The following is a 23302-nucleotide window of genomic DNA, read 5'->3' on the forward strand; positions in this document are numbered from 1 at the left end:
GCTACTGCAGGCCACCGCGGACGGACGTGATGCGCTGGGTGTTGAATCCGAGCCAGTGCATCCGTCCGACGTACCGGGCGTGCTCGACCTTCAGGCAGCGGTCCACGATCACGGTGAGCCCGCCGTCCTCGGCGATCCTCGCGCCCTCGGCGTTGATCACGCCGAACTGGGTCCACAGGGTCTTCGCCCCGATCGCGACCGCGTCCCGGGCGATGCCGGGCAGCGCGTCCGGGGCGCGGAACACGTTGACGATGTCGACCGGCACCGGCACGTCGTGCAGGCTGGGGTAGCTGGTCTCGCCGAGGATCTCCGGCTCACGCGGGTTGACCGGGATCACCTGGTACCCGTGCCGCTTGAGGTAGTAGCCGACGAAGTGGCTCGCGCGCAGCTCGTTGCCGGACAGCCCGACGACCGCGATGGTTCTCGCGCCGTGCAGCACCCGTTGGATGGTCAACGGGTCCTGGTAATCAGTCATCAGGCACCTGCCTTGACGTTCGCGAAACCCTGCTCCAGGTCCCAGATCAGGTCGTCGACGGACTCGGTGCCGACCGACAGCCGCACCGTGCCGGGTGCGACGCCGGCCGCGCGCAGCTCGTCGTCGCTGAGCTGGCGGTGCGTGGTGCTGGCCGGGTGGATGATGAGGCTCTTCGCGTCGCCGACGTTGGCCAGGTGCGACCACAGCTGCACGCCGCGGATCAGGTCCTGCCCGCCCTCGCGGCCACCCGCGCACTCAAAGGAGAACACGGCTCCCGCGCCGAGCGGCAGGTACTTGTCCACCAGCGGACGGTAGCGGCTGCCCGGCAGCCCCGGGTGGGTGACGTTCGCGGCCAGCTCGTGCGTCTCCAGGAACTGCGCGACCTTCAGCGCGTTGGCGACGTGCCGGTCCATCCGCAGCGACAGCGTCTCCAGGCCCTGCAGGAACAGGAACGCGTTGAACGGCGACAGCGCCGCACCGAGGTCGCGCAGCGTCTCGGCGCGCAGCTTCATCAGGTAGCCGTAGGTGCCGAACGTCTCGTGGAACTGCAGCCCGTGGTAGGCGGGCGACGGGTCGGCAACGACCGGGAACCGGCCGTTGGACCAGTTGAAGGTGCCGGCCTCCACCACGACGCCGCCGATGCTGGTGCCGTGCCCGCCGATGAACTTCGTCGCCGAGTGGATGACGATGTCGGCGCCCCATTCGATCGGGCGGCACAGGTACGGCGTGGCGAACGTGTTGTCCACGATCAGCGGCAGGTCGTGCTCGTGCGCGATGCCGGCGAGGGTCTCGATGTCCAGGACGTTGCCGGACGGGTTGCCGATCGTCTCGCCGAAGAACGCCTTCGTGGTGTCGCGCACGGCCTTGCGCCACGCCTCCGGATCGTCGGGGTCGACCCAGGTCACCTCGACGCTCATCTTGCGCAGCAGGTGCTTGAACTGGTTGACGGTGCCGCCGTACAGCGCGGAGGACGACACCACGTGATCGCCGGGCTGCAGCAGCGTGAACAGCGCGGCCGCCTGGGCGGCGATCCCGCTGGCGAACGCCACCGCGCCGCTGCCGCCCTCGAGGTTGGCCACCCGCTCCTCGAAGACCGCGACGGTCGGGTTCATGATGCGCGAGTACGTGTTGCCGTACTCCTGCAGGTTGAAGTAGGCGGCCGCGGACTCGGGGTCCTCGAAGACGTAGCTGGTCGTCTGGAAGATCGGCACGGCCCGTGCGCCGGTGTTCGGGTCGGGTCGCTGCCCGGCGTGCAGCTGCCGGGTCTCGAACCCGAACTCCCGCGCCTCCTCGGCGCGCAGGGGTCTGTCGGTCACGGTGCCTCTTCCTCATGGTGGAGAAACGCCCGGATCAAGGGCGTCTGCCGGGCTTCCTCCAGCAGGAAGCAGTCGTGGCCGTAGGGCGCGTCGATCACGTGCAGCTCGACGGGCTTGCCCTGCTCCCGCAGCGCGTCGTGGATCTCCTGCGACGCGACCGGTGGGTACAGCCAGTCGGAACTGAACGCGATCAGCAGCGTCCGGGCCTCGATCGTCTGCAACGCCCGGCCGAGGGAACCCTCGCCGTGCTGGCGGGCGAGGTCGAAGTAGGTCAGGGCGCGCGAGGTGTACAGGTAGGTGTTGGCGTCGAACCGGCGCACGAACGTCTCCGCCTGGTGCCGCAGGTAGCTCTCCACCTCGAACTCGGCGTCGGTGATCGTGTAGCGGATGTCGTCGGCGTGCTGCAGCCGCCGGCCGAACTTGTCGCCCATCGACGCCGAGGACAGGTAGGTGACGTGCCCGACCATCCGCGCCACGCCCATGCCGGCATCGGGCTTGCGGCCGGTGCCGTGGTAGTGACCGCCCTGCCAGCCGGGATCGCGCATGATCGAGTCGCGGGCGATCGCGTTCCACGACAGGCCCTGCGGGTGCAGCGCGTGCGTGCTGGCGATCACGACGATCGCGTCGACCTGGCCGGGATACGACACCGCCCACTGCAGCGCCTGCATCCCGCCGAGGGAGCCGCCGGCGACCGCGGTGAGCCGCTCGATGCCCAGGACGTCCAGCAGCGCGCGCTCGGTCCGCACCATGTCCGCGACGGTGATGACGGGGAAGTCCGAGCCGTATGCCCGGCCGGTCGCGGGGTCGATCGAGGACGGCCCCGTCGTGCCGCTGCAGCCGCCGAGCAGGTTGGTGGACACGACGAAGAACCGGTCGGTGTCGAACGCCTTGCCGGGCCCGATCATCCCGTCCCACCAGCCGAGGCCTTTGGCGGCGGTGCCGTCGCGGTCCTCGGCGCCGAAGCCGTCGCGGGTGCTCTCCCCCGGCCTCGTCGAGCGGCCCGCGGCGTGCGCGTCGCCGCTGAGCGCGTGGCAGACCAGGATCACGTTGTCCCGTTCGGGGGACAGCGCGCCATACGTCTCATATGCGACACGAACGGTGGCCAGTTCCCGACCGGAGTCGAGCCGGAGGGGCCCTGGCAGGTCGGCATACTGGGTCTCGACCACACCGACCGAGCCGGCCGCGCGGGTCGAGGCTGGTGTCATAAGCGCGATCATAGCCGGACGCCCGTCGGCCGATGTACTGTCAACCATCCCGATCGGGAATGTAGTTGATCGAAGGGAGCTTCACCTGATGACAACGGTTTCCAACGGCGTCAATGTGCAGGCACTGCTCGACGCGCGCACCGCGCTGCAGGGCGCACCCGAGGCCGCGCAGTTCACCTGGCGGGCCACCTCCAAATGGGAGCACGGCGTCCACAGCACCACGCGGGTCCAGCAGTTCTACGGCCTGGGCGCGGAGCAGAGCCACAAGAACGAGTCGGTCTTCGACGCCGACCACCCCGCCGTCTTCGCCGCCGAGGACAACGGCATCACCCCGATCGAATACCTGCTGGTCGGCCTCGCCGGCTGCCTGACCGCGGGCGTCGCGTCCGTGGCGCAGAACCGCGGCATCCAGCTGCGCTCGGTCGACGCGGTCGTGGAGGGCAAGCACGACATCCGCGGCATCCTCGGCGCCGACAGCGACGTGCGCAACGGCTTCAACGACATCAAGGTGACGTTCAACATCGACGCCGACGCCTCCAAGGAGGAGATCGAGGCCCTCGTCGCCCAGTCCCAGAAGCGCTCCGCCGTGTTCGACGCGCTCACCAACCCGACCGACGTCACGGTCGAGGTCGCCTGAGCGTGGACGTCACCACCGTCGTCATCGGTGCCGGGCACGCCGGCCTCGCCGCCAGTCACTTCCTGCGCGAGCGGTCGATCGACCACGTCGTGCTGGAGCGCGGCGAGGTCGCCAACTCGTGGCGCCGTGAGCGGTGGGACTCCCTGCGGCTGCTCACCCCCAACTGGCAGTCCCGCCTGCCCGGGCACCGCTACGAGGGGCCGGATCCCGACGGGTACATGACGATGGGCGAGGTGGTCGACTTCGTCGAGCGCTTCGCCGCCGTCACCGGCGCGCCCGTGCGCACCGGGACCGAGGTCACGTCGGTGCGCCGCACCGACGACGGCTACCACGTCACGACCGGCACCGGCCCGCTGCGGTGCCGCACGGTCGTGATCGCCAGCGGCGCCTGCAACCGGCCCGTGGTCCCCGCCTTCAGCGATGCGGTGCCCGCCGGCATCGAGCAGTTCACGCCGTTCGACTACCGCGGACCCGAGAAGCTCCCCGACGGCGGCGTCCTCGTCGTCGGGGCCTCGGCGACCGGCGTGCAGCTGGCCGCCGAGCTGCAGCGCTCGGGCCGTCCGGTGACGCTGTCCGTGGGCGAGCACACGCGCCTGCCCCGCACGTATCGCGGCCGCGACATCCTGTGGTGGATGGACGCCTCGGGCGTGTGGGACCAGCGCTACGACGAGATCGACGACCTCACCCGCGCCCGCCGGCTGCCGTCGCCGCAGCTGGCCGGGACCCCGGAGCGCGCCACCCTCGACCTCAACGCGCTGACCGCCCTCGGCGTGCGGCTCGTCGGCCGCTGGGCCGCGATCCGCGACGGCCGGGCGCTGTTCTCCGGCGGGCTGCGCAACGTGTTCGCCCTCGCCGACCTCAAGCAGCAGCGGCTCCTCGACACGTTCGACGCGCTGGGACTGGTTGAGGACCACCCGCCGGAGCGGTTCGCGCCGACCACCGTGCCGGCCTCGACCACGCTGCAGCTCGACCTGCGCTCCGGCGAGATCCGCAGCATCGTGTGGGCCACCGGGTTCAGGCCGGACTACCACTGGCTCGACGTGCCCGTCCTCGACGCGAAGGGCCGCCTGGACCACGACGGCGGGGTGCTCGCCAGCCCCGGCCTGTATGCGCTGGGCCTGCCGGTGCTGCGCCGCCGCAAGTCCACGTTCATCCACGGCATCGAGGACGACGCCCGCGACGTCATCGACCACCTCGCCGGTCACCTCGCCACCCGCTGAGCTTGCCGGGGCGGGTGGCCCCGTGATTGGGTGGCCGCAGCATCGCGTGCCGGTGGCGGTCTGCGCCAGGCATGGAGGTGTGGAACCGAAGGGCCGCCATTCATGGCTTCCCATGACCGCGACCGCGCCGTCGCGCTCAGCCTGCAGCTCGCGCGGGCACATCAGGAACTCCGCAACCGGCTCAGGGCCCTCAAGGCCGACCTGGGCCGCCACCCCCGGCCCGCCTCCGGCGCCGACGGGCTCGTGGCGCACTGCCTCGCCTTCTGCGCCGCGATCACGGCCCACCACCAGGGCGAGGACGCGGGCATGTTCGCCGAGCTGCTGCGGCTGCGGCCCGACCTCGCGCCCACCGTCGGCAAGCTGGTCGAGGACCACGAGATGATCGCCTGGATCCTGGCCCGCATCGCCGAGCTCGCCGACGCACCCGAGGCCGCCCTCGACGCGATCAGCGCCGAGCTGGACGGGTTGACGGCCATCGTCGAGTCGCACTTCAGCTTCGAGGAGCGGGCGATCAGCGCGGCGCTCGACGGTGGTACACCCGACACCGGCTGGTCTGCGATGGTGTTCGGGTTCCGGTCCGCGCCGTCGCCGCCCCGTTGACAGGGTTCGATCGTTTCGGTCGACCGCTTCGAGCCGTCGACGTGGCGCTCGCCGGCACGCTGTTCGTGATCGCCGGGGCCGGCGCTGCGGGCGGGTCCTCGCTGGCCGCGCCGAACATCGTCGGGATCCCGCTGCTGATCGGCGCCGTCATGCTCCTCAACGCCGCCGCCCGCCGCCTCGCCCCACGCTGAGGCCGTCAGTCGGCCAGGAGCTCGCGGACCCGCCGGGCGAACGCGCGGGGGTGGGTGAGGTTGCCGTTGTGGCCGCCCGGGAAGGGGTGCGCGGCGACGGCACGGTGTGCGGCGAGCGCCTGGGCCGCCAGGTAGTCGAAGCCGTCGGGTGGGCTGGTCTGCCCGACGGCCGGCAGGATGCGCGCGTCGCCGGGGACGTCGTCGAGGGTGAGGGTGTCGGCGAGGGCTGCGGCGAGGTCGTTGGTGAGGAAGTACTCGAAGTTGGCGGCACGCTGGTCGGTGAACGGGAACGCGGTGATGCCCGGCTCCGTCTCCTGGTCGCGCGGGTCGATGCCGAGCACGGCGGCGACCCGGGCGGCGGCGGCGCGCCAGCCGTCCTGCCGGTGGGCGGCGCGCACCGACTCCAGCTGCGCACGGGCCGCCGCCTCGGCGTCCGGGGTGAGGAACCGCAGCGCGATCGGCTCGTGCGCGATGAGGGTGCCGACGGTGCCCGGGTGCTCGGCCAGCAGGTGCAGGCCGATCGCGGCGCCGAGGCTCAGCCCGAGCATCAGCGCGGGCGCGTCGGTGACCTGGCGCAGGACGGCGGCCGCGTCGTCGGCGTGCCGGCGGATCGACACCGGGGCGGCCAGGGCGGCCGGGTCGTCGGGGCGGCTGCGGGACAGGCCGCGCCGGTCGTAGGTCACGACGGTGAACCGGTCGGCGAGGTGGCCGACCAGGTCCACGGACCGGCCGGCGTCGCCCTCGCCGCTCTGCGCGATGAGCAGGACCGGTCCGCGGCCCGTGACCTCGTAGTGGATGCGTTCGCGATGTGCCATGCTCCGGACGGTAATGCATCGTTTCTGATGCATCAAGAATGATGTACTCTCGCTCACATGGGACCCGTGGAGCTGATCCTGCTCGGCCGCACGCTGATGAAGATCGGCGAGCAGGCGCTGCCATCTGCGGGCGGTGGCGAGCGGACGGTCGTCATCGTCATGAGCGACATCTACGAGCACGAGCGCACCACGGTCGGTGAGGTCGCCGCGCGGACGGGGCTGCCGCAGAGCGCGGTCTCGGGTGCCGTGGCCCGCCTCCGAGAGGCCGGCTCGGTCATCGCCGAGCCCGACCCGGCCGACCGCCGCCGCCAGCTGCTGCGCCGCAACCCGGAACCGACCGCCCGGCAGCGCGAGGTCGCCGCCACCGACATCACGCCGGCGCTCGCCGCGGCGCTGGACAACCACGAGCTGGCCGAGGTCCTCGCGGCCTTGGAGGTGCTCGGCCGGCGGCTCACCCCGCAGACGCTCGCCCGCCGGTAGCCCCGCGTCGAGGTGGCGAGCTGCGCATATGGTCGCAACAGGATCTCGGGTGTGTCCGCAGCGGGAGGTGTACGGGGGGTGAGGGCCGTCGTAGGACGAGGGGCCGCCGGTCTCGTGGCGCTCGCCGTCGCGCCGGTCGCGACGCTCGTCCTGGCGCGCTCCAGCCTCGGCGGCGTGTGGTTCACGGTCGCGGCCATTGCCATCTGCGTCGTCGGGTTCCCGCTGGTCGCGGCAGTGATCACCACGCTGTTCGGCGAGGACCCCGGCGGCAGGATGGACCGCTGGGCGACGGCGGCGGTGCTCCTCGCCTTCGCGACCCCCGTGCTCGTCAGCACCGGGATACGCACCGAGGAGGTCCGCGCCTGGCACTGGACGGACGCGACCGTGCAGCAGGTGCGGTGCGCCAGGGCCGAGGACGGTGGCTGCATCGAGGAGTACCGGATCTCCGACGCCCGGACCGAGGCCGACCTCGGCTGGCTGTCCTGCGGCAACACCCGCTACCAGGTGGGCTCGCCCGCCCGGGCGCACGTGAACGCGGCCGGCACCCGCGCGAAGCTCGCGCCGTGCGGGTACACCTCCGGCTGGTACCCGGTGATCTTCTGGACCATCGTCGCGCTGCACGTCCTGCTCGCGGCCGCGGTCATCCGCCGCACCGTCACCGACCTGACGCTGCCCACGCCCGCCGACGCCGGCTGACCGCGGTCAGAACCGTTGCGTCGGCGCCGCCGGCCTCGCCGCCAGGCGCGCCCGCAGGTGGTCGGCCTCCGGCATGCCGAGCTCGGCGTAGATCGCGAGAGCCCGCTCGAGGTGCGAGCCGGCCGGCGCCAGGTTGTACAGCGCCTCGTGGGCGTCGCCGAGACCGTGGTGGGCGCGGGCCTGCTGGTCGCGGGCGGCGGCGATCGTCGCGGCGGCGAGCGCGGCCACGTGGTGGGTGAGCGCGCCGGCCGGGTCGCCGAGGGACAGCGCCGCCTCGCCGAGACCGTTGCGCGCCCACGCCTCGCCGGTGCGGTCGTGCCCGTCGAGGAACAGCGCGAGCGCCCGCCCGTGGTACTCGGCGGCGGACTCGATCCGGCCGAGACGGTGCTCGACGATGCCCAGGTCGGTCAGCGCGCTCGCCTCGCCGAGCACGACGCCGGTCTCCCGGTACAGGTCGAGGGACTGCTGCTGGTGCTCGGCGGCGGGGCCGTAGCGGCCCATCCGGTCCTCGACGAGGCCGAGCAGGTTCAGGGCCCGGGCCTCACCGATCTGGTCGCCGGCCTGCCGCCACAGCCGGATCGCGTGCTCGAAGGAGGCCACGGCCGACGGGTGCATGCTGAGCCGGGCCGCGACGACGCCGAGGTTGGTGACGGCGCGGGCCTCGCCGGCCGGGTCACCGAGGTCGGCGAACAGCGACGCGGCGCAGGAGAGGTGCTCGGTGGCGGCGTCGAAGCGGCTGAGCCGTATCAGCGCGACGCCCAGGGCGGTGCGGGTCGTGGCCTCGCCGGCCAGGTCACCGACGGCCCGCACGGCGTCGAGGGCGTGGCCGTGCACGGCGACCGCGTCGACCGGCTGCCCGGCGGCCAGGTACCGCGTCAGGATCGAGGCCAGGTGCACCGCGTGCGACGGCCAGCCGTCGGTGGCGGTCTCGGCGACGATCGCGAGCAGCGTCGCCCGCTCGCCGTCCAGCCAGGCGCGCGCCGGTCCCGGTCTGCCGGCACCGGGGGCACGGTGCCGGGCATCGGCGCCGGGCACACGGTGCAGGTCTGCGGTGCGGCCGGACCGTGGACGGCGTCGCCGGTGAACAGCACGGCCGTCGCGGTGGCCGCGGCGGCCAGGTAGTGGTCGAACATCCGGCTGCGCGGGCCGTCCACCGGACGCTCGGCCTGCGCGGCGGCGTACGCCCGGAGCAGGTCGTGCATGCCGTAGCGGCCCGGCCCCGTCCGGTGCACCAGGTGCGCCCGGGCGAGGACGTCCAGGGTCGCCCGGGCCTCGGCGGGGCTGGGCCGCTACGGCATGCTCGGCCTGCGCGGCGGCGTACACGTCGAGGTCGGGGCCCGGGTGCAGGCCCAGCAGCCCGAACGCACGCGCCGCGCCCGGCGGCAGGTGCCGCACCGACCATGACAGCACCGCCGACACCGACGCCCGCGGGTCGTCCCCGCCCACCAGCAGCGCCAGCCGCCGCCGCTGGTCGTGCAGCTCGGCGACCAGGTCGGCCAGGGTCGCGTCGGGCCGGGCGACGACCAGCTCGGCGGCGACGCGCAGGGCCAGGGCAGCCGGGCGCACTGCTCGGCGAGGGTCGCGGCGTCGCCGGGCTCGGCCTGGGCCCGCGCCCCGATCAGCCGCCCCAGCAGCGCGTTCGCGTCGCCGGGTGGCAGCAGGTCGACCTCGACGCGCTGCGCGCCGTCCACGGCGACCAGCCCCGGCAGGGTGTCGCGGCTCGTCACGAGCGCAGTGCAGGACGCGGTGCCCGGCAGCAGCGGCCGGACCTGGTCGACCGATGACGCGTTGTCCAGCAACAGCAGGACGCGCTGGTCAGCGATCTCGGTGCGGAACCGGGCGGCCCGGTCGTCCTCGTCGACGGGGATGTCCTGCGCGGCGACGCCGAGCGCGGTCAGGAACCGGGCGAGCGCGTCCGCGGCGGCCACCGGCTGGGCCGGGTCATACCCGCGCAGATTCACATACAGCTGACCGCCGGGGAACCGGTCCCGGACGTGATGGGCCCACCGGACGGCGAGGGCGGTCTTGCCGACGCCGGCGGCGCCGGTGACGACCGCGACGAACACCGCGGTCGGCTGCTCGGCGGCCGCGGCGGCCATCGCGTCCAGCGCGGCCAGCTGCGCCTCCCGCCCGGTGAACGTCGACACGTCCGGCGGCAGCTGCGCCGGCACCCGCCCGGCCGGCGGCGCGACCGCGGCGGTCTCGACGGCGACGCCGGCCGCGCACCGGTGGAAGTCGGCGGCGTCGGTGCCGGTGAGCCCGAAGACGACGGCGAGCAGCCGCACGGTCGGCGGCCGCGGCACCGCGGTCCTGCCGCCCTCCAGCTTGACGATGCTGCGGACGCTCAGGCCGGCCTTCGTGGCCAGCTCCTCCTGTGTGAGGCCCAGCCGCTGCCGGTGGGCACGGACCAGGGCACCGAACGCCCTCGAACCATCGGCCTCGCTCATCGCCATCCTTGCGTCGGCGCCGTCCCCCTGCCCGCTACCGTACCCGCCGCCCGGTATGACAAGTACCGATGAAGTTCCGGCGAACGTCCTGGAGCTCCGCGCCGCCCTCCGCGACGATTGACCCACCAGAACGGCACCGGTGGCACGGGGGCACCGGAGCCGGCGAAAACGACTGCAGCGGCACCGGCGACACGAGGGCACCGGTGCCGGTGAGACGGGGGCGGGCGCGGGACCGCATCGCGGATCAGCCAGTGATCCGGCCGATGTGGAACCGCGTCGCGGATCAGTGGGCGGCCAAGGTCCGATGGAGGCGCTTCGCCTCGACGACCAGCCTGGTCGAGCCTGTCCGAGCGGAGAGCTCGGTCAGGCCCGGCACGTCGCCCCGCGACCCTGAGGCCGCCGCCGCGGTCGTCGCCAGGGTCAGCAGATCCGGCAGTCCGCGCGGCGTCACGTGCGCGGACTGCGCCCCGCCACCGCGCCCGCGGCCAGGTCCCCCTTGGGCCGCGGGTGTGGTGGCGGGGCCGGGCGACGGCCTGGTGTGCTCCGCCGGCAGCAGACCGGCGAGGGCGCCGGCCGCGACCTGCCACGTCATCGCCGGCGCGATCCGGGACGCCTCCTCCAGCTGGGTGACGGCGCGGCTCAGGACGATGAGCTTCGTGCCGGCCATGCGGGCGAGCTGCGCGCCGAGCTCCGCGCCGTCGAACCCTTCCAGGCCACCGACCGCGACCAGCGCGTCCAGCGCGGCGATGCGCTGGTCGGCCTGCGAGGCGGCGAGCCCATAGGCGATGGCGGTCAGGGTCGCGGCGCCGACCGGTCCGTCCAGCTCGGCGAGCAGCGGCAGCAGCCTGGCGTCACCGCGATGGTGCTCGACGTCCGTCGCCGAGGCGATGACCGGCAGCAGGCAGGCCGCGACGACCTCCCGCTGCGACGGCAGCACCGACGGCCACAGCGCCGCCCAGTCGTGCCCCCGCAGGTCGCCGTTGACGACCTGCGGCGCGGTGAGCTCCGTCAGCCAGTACGGATCCACCGCGGACCGGGCCGGTGCCGACGCCGCGTAGAAGCGGGACTCCGGCAGCCACTCGACGTTGCGGCCGAGCTCGGTGCGCTGGCGGTGCACCCGGACGACCCGGATCTCGGGGCGGCCCGTGCCGCCCGCGTCCATCCAGTCCACCAGCGCCCGGCCGGCCTCCGAGTGCAGGGTGCGGGCCTGCCGCAGCACGTCGGCGTCGACGTGCAGCGGCAGCCGATACAGCGCCTGGCGCAGGTCCCGCTTCCACGGCTGCCAGCCCTCCCGCTCCGCGCGGGCCAGCCGCTCGACCAGCGCCGCCGGGTCGAGCAGCCCGTTGACCTGGGTCGGCGTCGCCACCAGCGCCGGCACCGGCTCGGTCGACAGCCGCACCACGACCTCCGCGAGGCGCAGCATCAGCACCCCGTGCAACTTCACATACGGGTTGCCGATCCGCACGTCCGCCGGTGTGCCGCGCAGCACCCTGGTCGCCTCGGCCAGCAGGAACGGCAGCCCGGCGGCCTTGTTGAGCGCGGCCGTGAACAGCGCCCCGGCCTCCCGGTGCGAGTCGGCGACCCACCAGCTGGCGCCGATGCGGTCGCCCATCCGCTGCAGCACCGGGGCGAGCGCGGCCCGCAGCGCGACGGGGTCGCCGGCGTGCAGGCGCACCAGCCCGGCGAGCACCCGCTCGACCGGCACCGTCTGCCACTCCGCCTGGTCGAGGGCGGCGACCTCCTCCGCGAGCTCGTCGGGTGAGACGATCGGCTCGGGCATGTCCGCGGCCGGGACCGGCCCGGGCAGCAGGTCCGGCAGCCGCTCGGCCACCAGCGCGCCCCCGGGCGAACCGTGCGCATCGGCGTGCCCGTGCCGGGCGAGGAACGCCGCCGCCCGGTCCCGCAGCTGCACATCGGGGTGCTCGACGGCGACGGCGACCACCTCCGCGATCTCGGCGGCGCGGGCCGGCAACCGCTTCGCCAGCTTCTCCAGCCAGATCAGCTGCGCCTTGACCAGTCCCTTCTCGCTGCGGCCGAGCACCGTGCGGGACGCGTCCAGCAACGACTCCAGCTCCAGCGTGCCGGCCGCGTCGGCGTCCTTGAGCACCTTCTGCGCCATCGTCGCCGCCGACCCCGTGGCGTCGGCGAGCAGCTTCAGATAGATCGTGGCGCGCTCGGCCACCTCGGCGCCGGTCGGGGCGAGGGCGTCGTGGAACTGCACGAAACCGTGCAGCACCATCTTGGGGCGGGTGCCGAGCAGCACGTCGAGGCACCGGTCGAGGGCGGTCGCGCGGTCGAACCGGCCCTCGCCGACCAGCGCGGCGACGGCCAGCAGGACCCCGGGCCCGGTCTGCCACTCGCGGGTCACCTGGTCGTAGACGCCGACGGAGGAGGCGATCGCATCCCGCTCGAACGCCAGCGGCAGCAGCGCGTCGGTGAACGGGCTGGCCCGAAGCTCGCCGAGCACGGTCTTGTCCCGCTGCATGACCCGCACCGACAGCAGCCACCCGTCGACGAACCGCTCCCCGGTCGGGGCCGGCGCCCCGGCGGCGAGCAGCAGGTCGGCGGTAAGCTGCCACGAGGCGAACGTCGGGTCGCGCGGCAGCCGCGCGGCGAGGCGGGCGGCGAGGTCACCGAGCCACGGCACGCCCCGGTCGGCGGCGGCGCGCAGCACCGGCTGGGACCGGATCGTCGACCACGGCCAGCCGTGCCGCGCGATCACGGTGACGGCCTTGGCCGCGGTCGATGCGCACCCGACGGCGGCGACCGCGTAGGCGGTGGCCTCCTTCTCGTTGAACCAGCTGCCGGCGTCGCGGCGCACCGCGACGAGCTGCTTGCCCAGCTCCGCCCGCTGGGCCTCGTCGAGCCCGCGCAACGCGTCGACGACGGCGGCGAACTGGCCCTTCTGCACCAAGGCGTGCAGGGACGGCCAGTCGATCGGTCCGGACGGGCGCAGGCCGAACAGGTTCACCTGGTCACCGCCGGGGTGGCGGCACGGGCGAGCTCGGTGGCCAGGGCATGCTTGCAGGGGCCGCGGCCACCGCGATACTTCGCCCACCACGGGCAGGTGCAGTGCAGGGCGCCGTCGGCGGCGCGGACCCGATAGACCTCCTCACCGCTGCGCACGGTCGCGCCGGTCGCGTCCAGGCTCACCGCGCCGGTCTCCACCAGCGTGCGGGCCCCGACCAGGCGCGGGTTGTGCCGCTCGGCGCGCTGCGCGTCATAGGGCAGCACCCGGTGGAAATAGGCCGCCTCGGACACGTCGAAGCCGACCTGCCCGGCGGTGCCGAGCTGGGTGAGCGCCGCCCTGACGCGGGCCGCGGTCATCGCGGCCTGCTCGGCGAGCGCGTCGACGTCAACGGTCGGGTCCCAGGCGAGCAGCGTGCTGATCAGCTCCGCGTCGTCGACCACGTCGTCACCGGCCAGGGCGGCGAGCACCGCGCCCTCGCCGGAGAACCCGCGGCTCGGCTGCGGCGACAGCGTCAGCGACAGGCGCAGCTCGCCGGTGTCCAGCTCCCACGTGCTCGACACCGGCCCGCTGCCGGCGGCGACCGCGGGCCCATAGACCCGCAGGTGCTTGGCGAAGCGCAGCACCGGCTTGAGCGCGGCGAGCCGGCCCGGCCCGGGCAGGCACACCGCGCCGGGCACCGGCCGGGACCGCCCACAGCACCGAACGCTCACCGGCGGCGGGCAGTCGGCGCAGGAACGCGGTCGCGTCGGCCGCGGACAGCTCGGCGCGCGGGTCGAAGCCGGACGCGATGACCTGCACCTCAGCGAACCCGCGCAACCAGCGCGTGGGCAGCGGCACCTTCTTCTCCACGACCGCACCGTCCATCGTGGACACCGTCAGGTCGTCGGGGCCGACGGAGACGTGCAACGGGTCCGCCCCGGCGACGCGCTGCAGCGCCTGCCGCAGCGGCGTGTTGACGTCGACGTTGGTGGTGCCGTGGTCGACGATCTCACCGTCGAGCCCGGCGGGCAGGACGTCGAGGCGGGCATAGACACCGCAGCAGCCGGAGAACGACTCGAACCGCAGCCGGTCCCGGCTGCCGGTGACGACCGGGTCCAGGCTCGCCGGGCTCAACGGCTGGAAATAGCGGGTGCGGGCCACCTCGGCCACCGCGAGCAGCCCGGCCGACGCGGCGGCGGGCGTGGTCAGGAACCCGGTGAAGAACCGCGGGTTGGCCGTGGCGGCGCGCTGCGCCACACCACCGGCGGTCTGCAACTGCAGTCCCCCGTCCCGCAGCGCCGACGGGGCCAAATAGCTCAACGACTGGACGGCGTTCGTCATGCCGCAGAAGGTAGTCGCCGGGTACGACATTTTCTGTCGCCGGAACGGTCACCGCAGGCCAGGCACGCCGCCGAACGGGTGGGGCCGGGTCCGCCGAGCCGGATTCCGCCGGCGTGATCCGGCCCGGCGGTGTCCACCGTCCGGCGGCCCGGTGCGGGATCATCGGCGGACACCCCGGTCGGCTCGCCCGCGGCGCGTGTCCTACGCTCGCGGGCGGTAGGTCGTAGTGCAGAGGTCGTCACGCCACCTTGCGAAGATGGAGGACGCCGGTTCGAATCCGGTCGGCCTACCGCCCCATCATCGTGCGGAGGTGCTCTTGCGTCCTGATCTGCCGCAGTGGCGCCGGATCCGGGCGGAGTCGCTGCCGCTGCGGGTCGTGGACGCGGCCGCGGCGGCGCGCGCCGCCGGGGACTGGCGCGGCGCCGCCGCCCTGGCGCTGTGCGATGTCGACGTCACCTTCGATCCGGGTCGCTTCGGGGCCGAGGCGGTCGCCGCACTCCAGGACGACCTGCGGCACCTGAGCCTGGACCTGCTGCGGTGGCACCTGCCCCGGCACCGGGGCGGCATGAGCACGCTGCAGCCGATGGTCAGCGCGGTCCTGGCGCCGCGCGCCGGCGCGGACACGGCGCCGCTGATCCGGGTGCGGCTGCCGAAGTCGCCGACCGGGCCGCAGCGGCTGCAGCTGACCGTCACGACCATGAACGACCTGGACAACGAGCGCTGGTACGTCGCGCCCCGCCACACCTGGGACGTCAGGGAGTCCGCCGGCGTCCGGGCCGCGTGGGGCGGCTCCGCCGAACGGATGCCGTTCCTCACCCCGGACGGGCTGCCGCTGCCGCCGGACTTCGCCGGCACCGACGAAGCCTTCGAGACCGAACGGATCTATCGTCAACTGATCGCCGGTGACCTGGTCGGGGCGTGGCATGCGGCAGGCATCGACGTGTCCGCGGTCGAGACCGAGGCGCTGCAACGGCCCTCAGCACCGCCGACGCTGCCGGTCGGGGTCGCCGAGGAGGCCCGCGCCGCCGCGGCCGCGTTCGGCCAGGACCAGGTCAGCACCCTGTACGGCGCGTCGCTGAGGTTGACGGTCGCCGACATGACCGCAGAGGCTCTCGACGTGAGCGAGTACCTCGAGGTCCCGGTGCGGATCCTGACCGGGTCCGTCCCGCCCGACCTGGCCCTCATCGCGGCGGGGATGCAGCGCCCCGGCGACCTGCACCCGCTCGTGCGCGAGGCGCTGTTCCCGTCGACCATGGCCGAGCACGGCGCGCCCGTCCCGATGAGCACCGCGGCCCCGACGCGCGTGCGCTGCCAGGGGGTGTGGCACCGGGTCGAGGTGACCGGCGGGGCGCTGCGCCTGCATGGCCACGACGAGGAGGAGCAGCTGCGCGAGCGGATGCTGCGCTCGCTCGGCGGCACCAGCTCCGGCTGCTACGCCGTCCAGGCCGCCTGGACCACCGGCACCGGGCGGCTGCCGCGCGCCCTGGCCGACCAGGTCCGCGAGGTCAAGCACCGCATGCAGCACGGCGACACCGCCTGGCTGCTCGACGGCCTCACCCGCGGCGTGATCGACCCGCAGATGCGCGACGCGAACGGCTGGTCGCTGCTGCACCTGGTCATGTGGGTCGACTTCGCCCAAGTGCTGCCGGTGCTCCTCGCCGCCGGTGTACCGGTGGACGCGCGGGACCGCATCGGCCGGACGCCGCTGTACCTGGCGGTGATGAACGGCGGTCCCCCGGACCTGATGCGGCGGCTGCTCGCCGAGGGCGCCGACCCGCGCGCCGAGACGGTCCACGGCGCCTACCCGGCCCACGTCGCCCGTTCCCGGCAGTACTGGCAGGATCTCGCGTTCGTCGCGGAGGCCTGACCGCCAAGGCCCACCCTGTGGGATCACAACGGGTCCGATAAATATGTACACTCCTCGTGCTCGACCTTGAAGCAACTTCGACGGGGAAGTTGGGTACATATGGCGATCGATGCGGACATTGTTCGTCCAAGGCCAGTCGATGATCTCGGCCGACGCGTCGCCGCATTCACCAACGACAACCTCTTCACCGGCGTTCCGCAGCTGCTGCACCCACCCAATCCGTATCGGCGGATGCTGGTGCCCGACGCGGTCGCCGAGGTCGACTTCACCCGCCCGCTGGGCACCGCCGAGGCGACCGGCCACCGCGCGCTGGTGGCGCACCGGCTGCTCGGCACGTTCTACGAGGCCGACACGGTGCTGCTGCCGGAGCAGGGCCTGGGCGCCCTGCGCGGCGACTTCGACCGCTTCTACGGCGACGGCCTGCGCCGGCTGCGCGAGGCGTCGCTGTCGGACCTGGAGCGGTTCGCGTTCGCCCTGCTCGACGACGAGATCGACGTGACCGGGGCGTGGAGCGTCGCCGATCTCGCCGCGTACTTCGAGCACGCGGCCGCGGAGGCGGCGGGTCCGGCCGAGTCGCTGACGGCGATCGCGGCGGCCCGCCGGCCGCAGGTCGCCGCCGACACCTACCTGGTGCAGCTGGCGCTGGACGGGCTCACCGAGGCGTCGGCGATGTCGAAGAACCTCGGCGGCGCATTCGGCCCCGAACAGTCGGCGCTGTTCAAGGTGTTCATCGACGAGTTCGGCTACGGCGTGCACGAGGCGAAACACACGACGATCTTCCGCAAGATGCTGCGGAGCCGGGCGTTGCAGACGCATGTCCACGCCTACTGGAACTTCTATCTTGCCGGACCCTTGGCGACCAACAACTACTACTACTTCGTCTCCCGTGATCACGCGAGTTTCTTCCGCTACATCGGCGCGGTCACGTATGCGGAGCGGGTCTTCGCGCCGAGCTTCGTGCACATGATCGAGACGTACCGCGGCGTCTTCGGCGACGACGTCGACCTGCACTACTGCGAGGAACACGCGCACATCGACGCGCATCACGGGCGGATCACGCGGGACGAGATCCTGCTGGCCCTGGCCGAGCGGCACGGCACCGGCGTCATCCCGGAGCTGGTGCGCGGCATCGCGGAGGCCCGGCTGCTCGGCGGCTGGTTCGAGCAGGACGCGGCGGCGCAGATCCGCTGGTCCGACGAGCTGGACGCCTACCGGTCACCCGGCGCGGGCTCCGGGCCCGCGCGGCGGGTGGAGCTGACGGCGCTCAGCCCGTTCGGCACCCGCAGCCACGACGCCGCGGTGATCGTCACGGTCGAGGACGGCGAGGGCGAGCTGATCACCGGCCCGACGGCAGCACCCGAGCCGATGGCCCGCGGCGACGCGGTCCTGGTCCCCGCCGGCCGCCTCTACGGGATGCGGGCCGCCGGCGGCCGCTGCGCCTACACGATCCGCGACGCCGGAACGAAAACCGACCCGGACGCCGCAAGCGACGCCGGGGCGGTGACCCCATCGGCATCGTGACCATCGACCTGCGCCGGCACAACACGGTGCTGGCCGGGGACGAGCGGTACTTCATGTTCGACGACGACGGCCGGGCCCGGATGGTGCACGACCGCTGCCCGCACCGCGGCGGCCCGCTGAGCCTGGGCCGGCGCACGCCCGACGGGCGGCGGCTCACCTGCCCGTGGCACGGCACCAAGGTCGGCGTCGCGGCCCTGTGCCGCACGGCGCTGCCCATGGTCCGCTCCGGCCGCACCGCCGTCGTCGTGCTGCCCGACGACGCCGCCACGCCGGTCACCACGATCCACCGGCACATCCTTGCCAACCTGCCCACGGACGGCGGGACACCGTAGCCGGACGGCGAGACAGCGCAGGCGGGTGGCGCCGGTCACGAGCCGGCCCGCCCGCCGGACACGATTCGGGGGACGATGAAGATCCGCACACCTGTGAACCATCTGGAGCTCGCCGGGAAGCTGTTCCACGACGGGCGTTACGAGGAGGCGGCCGAGCACTACCGCTCGGCCCGCGAGCTCGATCCGCAGAACTGGCAGGCGGTCACCGGGTACAACCGCGCGATCCGCCGGATCGTCCCGCGATGGCACTTCGAGATGATGCACGACCACGAGCGGGCCGTGCAGTACGAGGCGGCCATCAAGCAGGTCGTCACCGCCGACCATCTCGTGCTGGATGTCGGCACCGGCTCCGGGATGCTGGCGCTGATGGCGGCCCGCGTCGGCGCCGAGCGGGTCGTCGCGTGCGAGGGCCAGCCGGTCGTGGCGCGGACCGCGCACCGGATCGTCGCGGGCGCCGGGTACGCCGCGCAGGTCGACGTCGTGCCGAAGATGTCCACCGACCTCGTCGTGCCCGGCGACCTGCCGCGCCGCGCGGACGTGCTCATCACGGAGACGGTCGACTGCGGGCTGCTCGGTGAGGGCATCCTCGCCTCGATCAGCCACGCGCGGGAGCACCTGCTGAGCGACCAGGCCGTCATCGTGCCCGGCCGGGCCAGGGTCCTGGCGCAACTGGTGGAGAGCCAGGCGCTGTACCAGAAGAACACCGTCGGCGAGCTGCACGGCTTCGACCTGTCGCAGTTCAACGAGCTGGCGTCGCTGGAGTACTTCGACTCGCGGCTGCGCCGGCACGAGCACCGGGTGCTGTCCGCGCCGTTCGAGGTGTTCCGCTTCGACTTCCACCGCGACGGCCCGGCGCCGCAGCACGCGACGCTGCGGGTGCCACCGACGGCGGCCGGCACCTGCCACGCGGTGGTGTTCTGGTTCGAGCTGGAGCTGGTGCCGGGCATCACCGTGACGAACGCGCCCGATCATCCCACGACGCACTGGAAGCAGGCGGTGCAGTGCCTGCCGCACCCGGTCGGCGTACACCCGAACGACCCGCTCGACGTGGACGTGCGCCACGACGGGCTGCGCATCTGCTTCACCGGGATCCGGAAGGAGGACGAGCGATGACCGTCGCCGAGGCCGTCGAGCGGTACTGCGGGCAACGGCTCTTCCAGGCGGGGCCGGAGGTCGTCATCGTGGGCAACCCGTACCGCCGCACGATCGGGCTGGAAGACCTCGCCGACCGCGACTTCGCCCGGCCGGTGACCGAGGCCGGGTTCCTGGAACACCGGCACCTGGTGATGAGCCGGATCCTCTGCAATGCCTACGAGAGCAGCATGATCCTGCTCCCGGAGGGCAGCGTCGGCCCGGTCAAGGCGGACTTCGACGCGTTCTACGGCGACGAGGCGCGGCGGCTGCGCGACGCGGTGTGGCCGGACCTGGAGCGGTGCTCGTTCGGGTTCCTGCGCGACGCCGCGGCCACGCCGCCGGTGCGGACCCTGGAGGAGCTGCGGGCCTGGTTCATGGCCGAGGTCAACGCGGTCGGCTCGCCCGCCGACGGCAGCGGCAACAACCCGGAGGTCACCGCGACCGCCCCGCTGCGCGGCACCATGCTCGCCATCACGCAGTGCCGCCACGCGGAGGAGGCGGCCGCGCTGTACCTGTTCCAGCTGGGCCTGGACGCGCTCACCGAGGCCTCGGCGATGGCCCGCAACCTCGGCGGGTCCTACGGTCCCGAACAGTCCGAGCTGTTCAAGATCTTCATCGACGAGTTCGGCTACGGCGTGCACTCCGCCAAGCACAGCACCATCTTCCGCGGCCTGCTGCGCAGCATCGGCCTGCACCCGGACGTGCACGCGTACTGGAACTTCTACCTCACCAGCTCCCTGGCCGGCACCAGCTACTTCAACCACGTGAGCGAGAACCACGCCGGCATGTTCCGTTACATGGGCGCGGTGACCTACCTGGAGTGGCTCTTCGCGCAGGGCTTCGCCGACATGGGCACCATGCTGCGCGCCGTCTTCGGCGACCGGGTCGACACGCGGTACTGCGACGAGCACGCGCACATCGACATCCACCACGGCCGGATGACGTTCGAGCACCTGCTGCTCGGCTTCGCCCGCGTGCACGGTGACGCGGTCATCCCCGACCTGGTCCGCGGCGTCGAGGAGACCAAGGTGATGATGCGCCTCGGCGAGGAGGACTTCCTCGCGCAGATCCGCTGGGCCGACAACCTCGATGCGCACACCACCTCCGGCGTCACGGCTGACGGGGGCGAGACGCGGCACCTCAAGCCGGATTCGCCGTTCGTGACGCGGGTGTACGACGAGGACACCGCCCTCGTGGTCGGCGACGGCGAGGTCGACGTGTACGCCTGGGCCACGCAACGACCGCACCGGCTGCGCCGCGGCGACGCGCTGCACGTGCCGCGGGGCCGCCTGCACGGACTGAAGGCGGCCACCGCGTCAGCCACCGTCACGGCTCGATGATGAGCTCCTTCTCCAGGGCCCGGATCGCCTCGCGGTCGGCGTACACCTGCTCGACGTCGTCGTGGGCGAGCAGGATGTACCCCATCGTCATGCTCGACACCAGGTCGGTGGTGGCCGCCACCCGGTCCCCGGTGCGCACCAGGAACACCGACCTGTTGTAGCTGGGCAGGTCCCGGGCCCGGTCGAAGACCTCCGCGTTGCGCACGACGCCGGAGGTCTCGGCGATGAGGAACACCGCCATCACCCGCTTGTGCAGGGTGAAGCCGGGCGGCAGGCCCGCGCCCCGGCCCGCGCAGATGTCGACGATGCGCGACACCTGGCTGCTCTCCCCCGCCGTGGCGACCTCGCTGCACAGCGGCTTCATCGCCCCCGCCGGCCGCGGGTTGATCTCGACCAGGCGCATCCCGTGCTCGGTGTCCATGACCTCGGTGTGCGCGGCCCAGTATCGGAAGCCGACCGCGTCGAGGCAGCCGAACGTGTAGTCCAGCACGTGGCCGTACTCGTCGAGGTCGTACGGCAGCCACTCGACGTTGTCGTAGATGGCCCAGCCGTTGGCGTTCTGCACCTTCCGGTAGCGGGTGATGTCGGTCAGCGAGTGGTGCCCGTCGTAGCTGACCGTGTCGATCGCGTACTCCATGCCGGTGATGTACTCCTGCACCAGCACCTTGTCGTTGACCGCGCCGTACCGGTTGACCGCGCCGATGAGCCCCTCGACGAGGTCCTGCCAGCCCTTCCCGCCGAGGGCGAAGCCGACGCCGTCGGTGCCGGCGCTGGTCGCGGGCTTCACGACCAGGTCGCGGCCGGCGAGACCCTCCCGCTCGATCCAGGCCGCGATCTGCACCGGGTCCGACGAGTACGTCTGCTTGATGATGTCCAGCCCGGCCGCCGCGACCGCCTGGTGCGACAGGTACTTGTTGCGCCGCGCGGCGGCCAGCGCGGGCACGTTGATCCGGTCCGGGGTGAGGATCTCCCCGAGCCGGCCGCAGAGCCCCTCGATCCGGTCGGTGCCGGGCACGATGCCCACGGTGTGCCCCAGCGCGCGGATCCGCTCGGCGGTCGCCGCGTCGTCGCCGTGGTGCTCGATCACCGCGGCGTACTCGCCGTCGCGGAACGCGGTGAGCACACCGATCCCGGCCACGGACGGGTCGATGAGCGCGACCGGGGTGAGGCCGGCCTCGCGCAGCGCGGCGGGGATCAGGCTGGCCGAGGAGAACGGCTCGGCGAGCACGACGACGGGTCGGTCCATGACTCCTCTTTCCACCCGCGTCATTGCGGGTCGGGTTCGGGTTCCGGGTAGGTGAACGCGCAGCTGAACGCGGAGCCGGTCGCCTCGTTGACCACGGCGCCGGCGTCCGCCCGCGACACCCGGATCAGCGTGCCGGCGTAGCCGTGCTCGAAGACGAACACGCCCCAGACCGGCAGCCAGTCCGACCTGCCCGCACCGTCCGGGACGGGCTCCAGGACGCCGTCGACCCGCTCCTGCACCACGAACGACCCCGCGAGCGCCGCGGTGAGCGCCCCGTCCCACTCGGCGTCGGTGGCCTCCCAGCCGGCGGTCACGCCCGCCCCGCTGGAGCCCGAACCCGGCTTGAGCACCAGCCGCCGCCGCTCGGCGCGGCACCGGTCCAGCAGGTCCGGCGTCAGCCGGCGGGTCCACGGCACGATCCGGTCGACGGCGGCGGCCTCCTCCGCGCTGAGGCGCCCCTCGTCGCGCAGCTGCGACACGAGCGCGAGGCAGCCCTTGTTGGCGGTGATGCCGTGGTCGAACGAGGCGAAGAAGACCACGGTGCCCTTGTCCTGCGCGCGCAGGACCGGCGCGAGCCACTCCTCGGCGCGCGGCTCGGCGCAGAACTCCTCCAGCGTGAAGTACCGCATGACCACGTCGACGGGGGTACCGCCGGCGTGCAGCCGGCCGTCGCGCTCGACGAGATCCGCGATGTGGGTGATGCGGATGTCGATGCCGCGATCGGCCATGTGCTCCACGAAGGACACGTAGTTGGCGTGGTAGGTGGCCATCGTCTTGGAGATGTCGGCGAGCGCCACCACCGGGTCCGCGCCGCCGGTCACCGGCGCCGCCAGCCGGCGCAGGTAGGTGGCGATCTCCCGGCCGGTGTCGACGTGGCCCAGGTCGTGCTCGGCGGCGAAGCGGCGGAAGTCCGGCAGGCGCAGGTAGGCGTCGTTGATCGCGGCCCAGTCGACACCGCCGAGCTCGCTGCCGGCGTTGAGCTCCAGCAGCCGGAAGCCGGTGCCGTCGTAGTACAGGTCGGGCCGGGCGTACAGCGGGGTGCCCGCGCCGGGCGGGACGGCGCAGGCGAGGTCGGCGGCCCGCCCGTCGATGCCGAGCCACGCGCACAGGCGCCGCCGGTCACCGTCGAACAGCCGGTCCGGCAGCGACGCCACCAGGTCCACGACGGTGCGCAGGTCGGCGGCGGCGCGGCGCACCGCGGGCTCCGGCACGAACAGCGGCCGCGACAGCATCCGGGTGCCGTACACGCCGCCGAACGCGGGCTCCAGCGGCAGCTCCCGGCCGACCGCGGGCACCGCGGCGGGGAACGTCTCGAGGTACGCCCCGGTGACCCGGTTCATGCCGTCGGCGATCGACGTGCGCCATTGGCACGGGGTGGAATACGCATCGATCATCCTCCACAATGCGAGACGGTCCACAGACTACGCCGATCATCTTCACGAGGTGACCCCCGTGAATGTCTCCGTCGAATGGAGTTTTCCGCGATGAC

The 23302-nt window shown here is 73.1% G+C and carries 22 protein-coding genes and 1 tRNA gene; 12 read left to right on the forward strand and 11 right to left on the reverse strand.

Annotated elements, in window-relative coordinates; translation table 11 throughout:
* Position 1 precedes the first annotated feature (1 nt).
* Genes OHA72_RS41685 through metX form a run of 3 tightly spaced genes read right to left on the reverse strand, consistent with a single transcriptional unit; the run spans position 2 to position 2996 of the window.
* Positions 2 to 475 (reverse strand): CoA-binding protein, encoded by a 474-nt coding sequence (locus OHA72_RS41685; protein ID WP_327001599.1) that lies wholly within the window; start codon positions 473 to 475, stop codon positions 2 to 4.
* On the reverse strand, positions 475 to 1791 hold the full coding sequence (locus tag OHA72_RS41690; RefSeq protein ID WP_327001600.1) for an O-acetylhomoserine aminocarboxypropyltransferase/cysteine synthase family protein: 1317 nt from the start codon (positions 1789 to 1791) through the stop codon (positions 475 to 477). The genes OHA72_RS41685 and OHA72_RS41690 overlap by 1 nt, the downstream gene beginning before the upstream one ends.
* Positions 1788 to 2996, reverse strand: a complete 1209-nt coding sequence (gene metX, locus OHA72_RS41695; RefSeq protein ID WP_327001601.1) for a homoserine O-acetyltransferase MetX — start codon at positions 2994 to 2996, stop codon at positions 1788 to 1790. The genes OHA72_RS41690 and metX overlap by 4 nt, the downstream gene beginning before the upstream one ends.
* An 88-nt stretch (positions 2997 to 3084) precedes the next feature.
* Between metX and OHA72_RS41700 the strand changes: the two genes are divergently transcribed.
* The 4 genes from OHA72_RS41700 to OHA72_RS41715 all read left to right on the forward strand — a co-directional run bounded on the left by OHA72_RS41700 (position 3085) and on the right by OHA72_RS41715 (position 5644).
* On the forward strand, positions 3085 to 3633 hold the full coding sequence (locus OHA72_RS41700; RefSeq protein WP_327001602.1) for an OsmC family protein: 549 nt from the start codon (positions 3085 to 3087) through the stop codon (positions 3631 to 3633).
* 2 nt (positions 3634 to 3635) lie between these two features.
* Positions 3636 to 4853, forward strand: coding sequence for an NAD(P)-binding domain-containing protein (locus OHA72_RS41705; protein WP_327001603.1), 1218 nt, complete (start codon positions 3636 to 3638; stop codon positions 4851 to 4853).
* A 102-nt stretch (positions 4854 to 4955) separates the two neighbouring features.
* Positions 4956 to 5453: a hemerythrin domain-containing protein gene (locus tag OHA72_RS41710; protein WP_327001604.1), complete on the forward strand. Its 498-nt coding sequence runs from the start codon at positions 4956 to 4958 to the stop codon at positions 5451 to 5453.
* Positions 5454 to 5494: 41 nt separating this feature from the next.
* Positions 5495 to 5644, forward strand: coding sequence for a hypothetical protein (locus tag OHA72_RS41715; RefSeq protein WP_327001605.1), 150 nt, complete (start codon positions 5495 to 5497; stop codon positions 5642 to 5644).
* 5 nt (positions 5645 to 5649) lie between these two features.
* Here the strand turns inward: OHA72_RS41715 and OHA72_RS41720 are convergent, their stop codons facing one another.
* The gene (locus tag OHA72_RS41720; RefSeq protein ID WP_327001606.1) at positions 5650 to 6459 is read right to left on the reverse strand and encodes an alpha/beta fold hydrolase; all 810 of its coding nucleotides are present in this window, start codon (positions 6457 to 6459) and stop codon (positions 5650 to 5652) included.
* 57 nt (positions 6460 to 6516) lie between these two features.
* Between OHA72_RS41720 and OHA72_RS41725 the strand changes: the two genes are divergently transcribed.
* Together OHA72_RS41725 and OHA72_RS41730 are read left to right on the forward strand one after the other, a co-directional pair.
* Entirely contained in the window at positions 6517 to 6939 is a 423-nt protein-coding gene (locus OHA72_RS41725; protein WP_327001607.1) for a MarR family winged helix-turn-helix transcriptional regulator, read from the forward strand.
* A 78-nt stretch (positions 6940 to 7017) separates the two neighbouring features.
* Entirely contained in the window at positions 7018 to 7635 is a 618-nt protein-coding gene (locus OHA72_RS41730; protein WP_327001608.1) for a hypothetical protein, read from the forward strand.
* Between the two features lie 6 nt (positions 7636 to 7641).
* Here OHA72_RS41730 and OHA72_RS41735 read toward each other — a convergent pair whose 3' ends face one another.
* The 5 genes from OHA72_RS41735 to OHA72_RS41755 form a co-directional block, all read right to left on the reverse strand.
* Positions 7642 to 8670, reverse strand: coding sequence for a tetratricopeptide repeat protein (locus tag OHA72_RS41735; protein ID WP_327001609.1), 1029 nt, complete (start codon positions 8668 to 8670; stop codon positions 7642 to 7644).
* Positions 8671 to 8924: 254 nt separating this feature from the next.
* Positions 8925 to 10082: a helix-turn-helix domain-containing protein gene (locus OHA72_RS41740; protein WP_327001610.1), complete on the reverse strand. Its 1158-nt coding sequence runs from the start codon at positions 10080 to 10082 to the stop codon at positions 8925 to 8927.
* A gap of 283 nt (positions 10083 to 10365) precedes the next feature.
* Positions 10366 to 13053 (reverse strand): DUF6493 family protein, encoded by a 2688-nt coding sequence (locus tag OHA72_RS41745; protein ID WP_327001611.1) that lies wholly within the window; start codon positions 13051 to 13053, stop codon positions 10366 to 10368.
* Positions 13050 to 13613, reverse strand: a complete 564-nt coding sequence (locus tag OHA72_RS41750; protein ID WP_327001612.1) for an SWIM zinc finger family protein — start codon at positions 13611 to 13613, stop codon at positions 13050 to 13052. Before OHA72_RS41750 ends, OHA72_RS41745 begins: the two co-directional genes overlap by 4 nt.
* Positions 13498 to 14373: a hypothetical protein gene (locus tag OHA72_RS41755; RefSeq protein WP_327001613.1), complete on the reverse strand. Its 876-nt coding sequence runs from the start codon at positions 14371 to 14373 to the stop codon at positions 13498 to 13500. Before OHA72_RS41755 ends, OHA72_RS41750 begins: the two co-directional genes overlap by 116 nt.
* A 217-nt stretch (positions 14374 to 14590) precedes the next feature.
* On the opposite strand from OHA72_RS41755, the gene OHA72_RS41760 reads away from it, so the two are divergent.
* The 6 genes from OHA72_RS41760 (at position 14591) to OHA72_RS41785 (ending at position 20567) form a co-directional block, all read left to right on the forward strand.
* Positions 14591 to 14663 (forward strand) — tRNA-Arg (locus OHA72_RS41760).
* A 20-nt stretch (positions 14664 to 14683) separates the two neighbouring features.
* Complete coding sequence (locus OHA72_RS41765; RefSeq protein WP_327001614.1) at positions 14684 to 16240, forward strand: ankyrin repeat domain-containing protein; 1557 nt, start codon at positions 14684 to 14686, stop codon at positions 16238 to 16240.
* 99 nt (positions 16241 to 16339) lie between these two features.
* On the forward strand, positions 16340 to 17761 hold the full coding sequence (locus OHA72_RS41770; protein ID WP_327001615.1) for an iron-containing redox enzyme family protein: 1422 nt from the start codon (positions 16340 to 16342) through the stop codon (positions 17759 to 17761).
* Positions 17758 to 18093 carry a Rieske (2Fe-2S) protein gene (locus OHA72_RS41775; protein WP_327001616.1) on the forward strand — a complete coding sequence of 112 codons (336 nt, stop codon included), beginning with the start codon at positions 17758 to 17760 and terminating at the stop codon, positions 18091 to 18093. The genes OHA72_RS41770 and OHA72_RS41775 overlap by 4 nt, the downstream gene beginning before the upstream one ends.
* A gap of 93 nt (positions 18094 to 18186) precedes the next feature.
* Entirely contained in the window at positions 18187 to 19206 is a 1020-nt protein-coding gene (locus OHA72_RS41780; protein ID WP_327001617.1) for a 50S ribosomal protein L11 methyltransferase, read from the forward strand.
* Positions 19203 to 20567, forward strand: a complete 1365-nt coding sequence (locus OHA72_RS41785; RefSeq protein ID WP_327001618.1) for an iron-containing redox enzyme family protein — start codon at positions 19203 to 19205, stop codon at positions 20565 to 20567. The genes OHA72_RS41780 and OHA72_RS41785 overlap by 4 nt, the downstream gene beginning before the upstream one ends.
* On the opposite strand, the gene OHA72_RS41790 is transcribed toward OHA72_RS41785, so the two are convergent.
* Positions 20554 to 21813 (reverse strand): ATP-grasp domain-containing protein, encoded by a 1260-nt coding sequence (locus OHA72_RS41790; protein WP_327001619.1) that lies wholly within the window; start codon positions 21811 to 21813, stop codon positions 20554 to 20556. The genes OHA72_RS41785 and OHA72_RS41790 overlap by 14 nt on opposite strands.
* A 20-nt stretch (positions 21814 to 21833) precedes the next feature.
* A complete protein-coding gene (locus OHA72_RS41795; RefSeq protein WP_327001620.1) occupies positions 21834 to 23207 on the reverse strand; it encodes a hypothetical protein in 1374 nt (457 codons plus the stop codon).
* Between the last annotated feature and the right edge of the window lie 95 nt (positions 23208 to 23302).

This window comes from Dactylosporangium sp. NBC_01737, assembly GCF_035963215.1.
Classification (GTDB): domain Bacteria; phylum Actinomycetota; class Actinomycetes; order Mycobacteriales; family Micromonosporaceae; genus Dactylosporangium.

Bases quoted from the DNA above. Each gene is read 5' to 3' on its own strand.
- OHA72_RS41685 (WP_327001599.1), bottom strand. From the start codon at position 475: ATGACTGATTACCAGGACCCGTTGACCATCCAACGGGTGCTGCACGGC.
- metX (WP_327001601.1), bottom strand. From the start codon at position 2,996: ATGACACCAGCCTCGACCCGCGCGGCCGGCTCGGTCGGTGTGGTCGAG.
- OHA72_RS41700 (WP_327001602.1), top strand. From the start codon at position 3,085: ATGACAACGGTTTCCAACGGCGTCAATGTGCAGGCACTGCTCGACGCG.
- OHA72_RS41710 (WP_327001604.1), top strand. From the start codon at position 4,956: ATGGCTTCCCATGACCGCGACCGCGCCGTCGCGCTCAGCCTGCAGCTC.
- OHA72_RS41720 (WP_327001606.1), bottom strand. From the start codon at position 6,459: ATGGCACATCGCGAACGCATCCACTACGAGGTCACGGGCCGCGGACCG.
- OHA72_RS41725 (WP_327001607.1), top strand. From the start codon at position 6,517: ATGGGACCCGTGGAGCTGATCCTGCTCGGCCGCACGCTGATGAAGATC.
- OHA72_RS41740 (WP_327001610.1), bottom strand. From the start codon at position 10,082: ATGAGCGAGGCCGATGGTTCGAGGGCGTTCGGTGCCCTGGTCCGTGCC.
- OHA72_RS41755 (WP_327001613.1), bottom strand. From the start codon at position 14,373: ATGACGAACGCCGTCCAGTCGTTGAGCTATTTGGCCCCGTCGGCGCTG.
- OHA72_RS41770 (WP_327001615.1), top strand. From the start codon at position 16,340: ATGGCGATCGATGCGGACATTGTTCGTCCAAGGCCAGTCGATGATCTC.
- OHA72_RS41785 (WP_327001618.1), top strand. From the start codon at position 19,203: ATGACCGTCGCCGAGGCCGTCGAGCGGTACTGCGGGCAACGGCTCTTC.
- OHA72_RS41790 (WP_327001619.1), bottom strand. From the start codon at position 21,813: ATGGACCGACCCGTCGTCGTGCTCGCCGAGCCGTTCTCCTCGGCCAGC.
- OHA72_RS41795 (WP_327001620.1), bottom strand. From the start codon at position 23,207: ATGATCGATGCGTATTCCACCCCGTGCCAATGGCGCACGTCGATCGCC.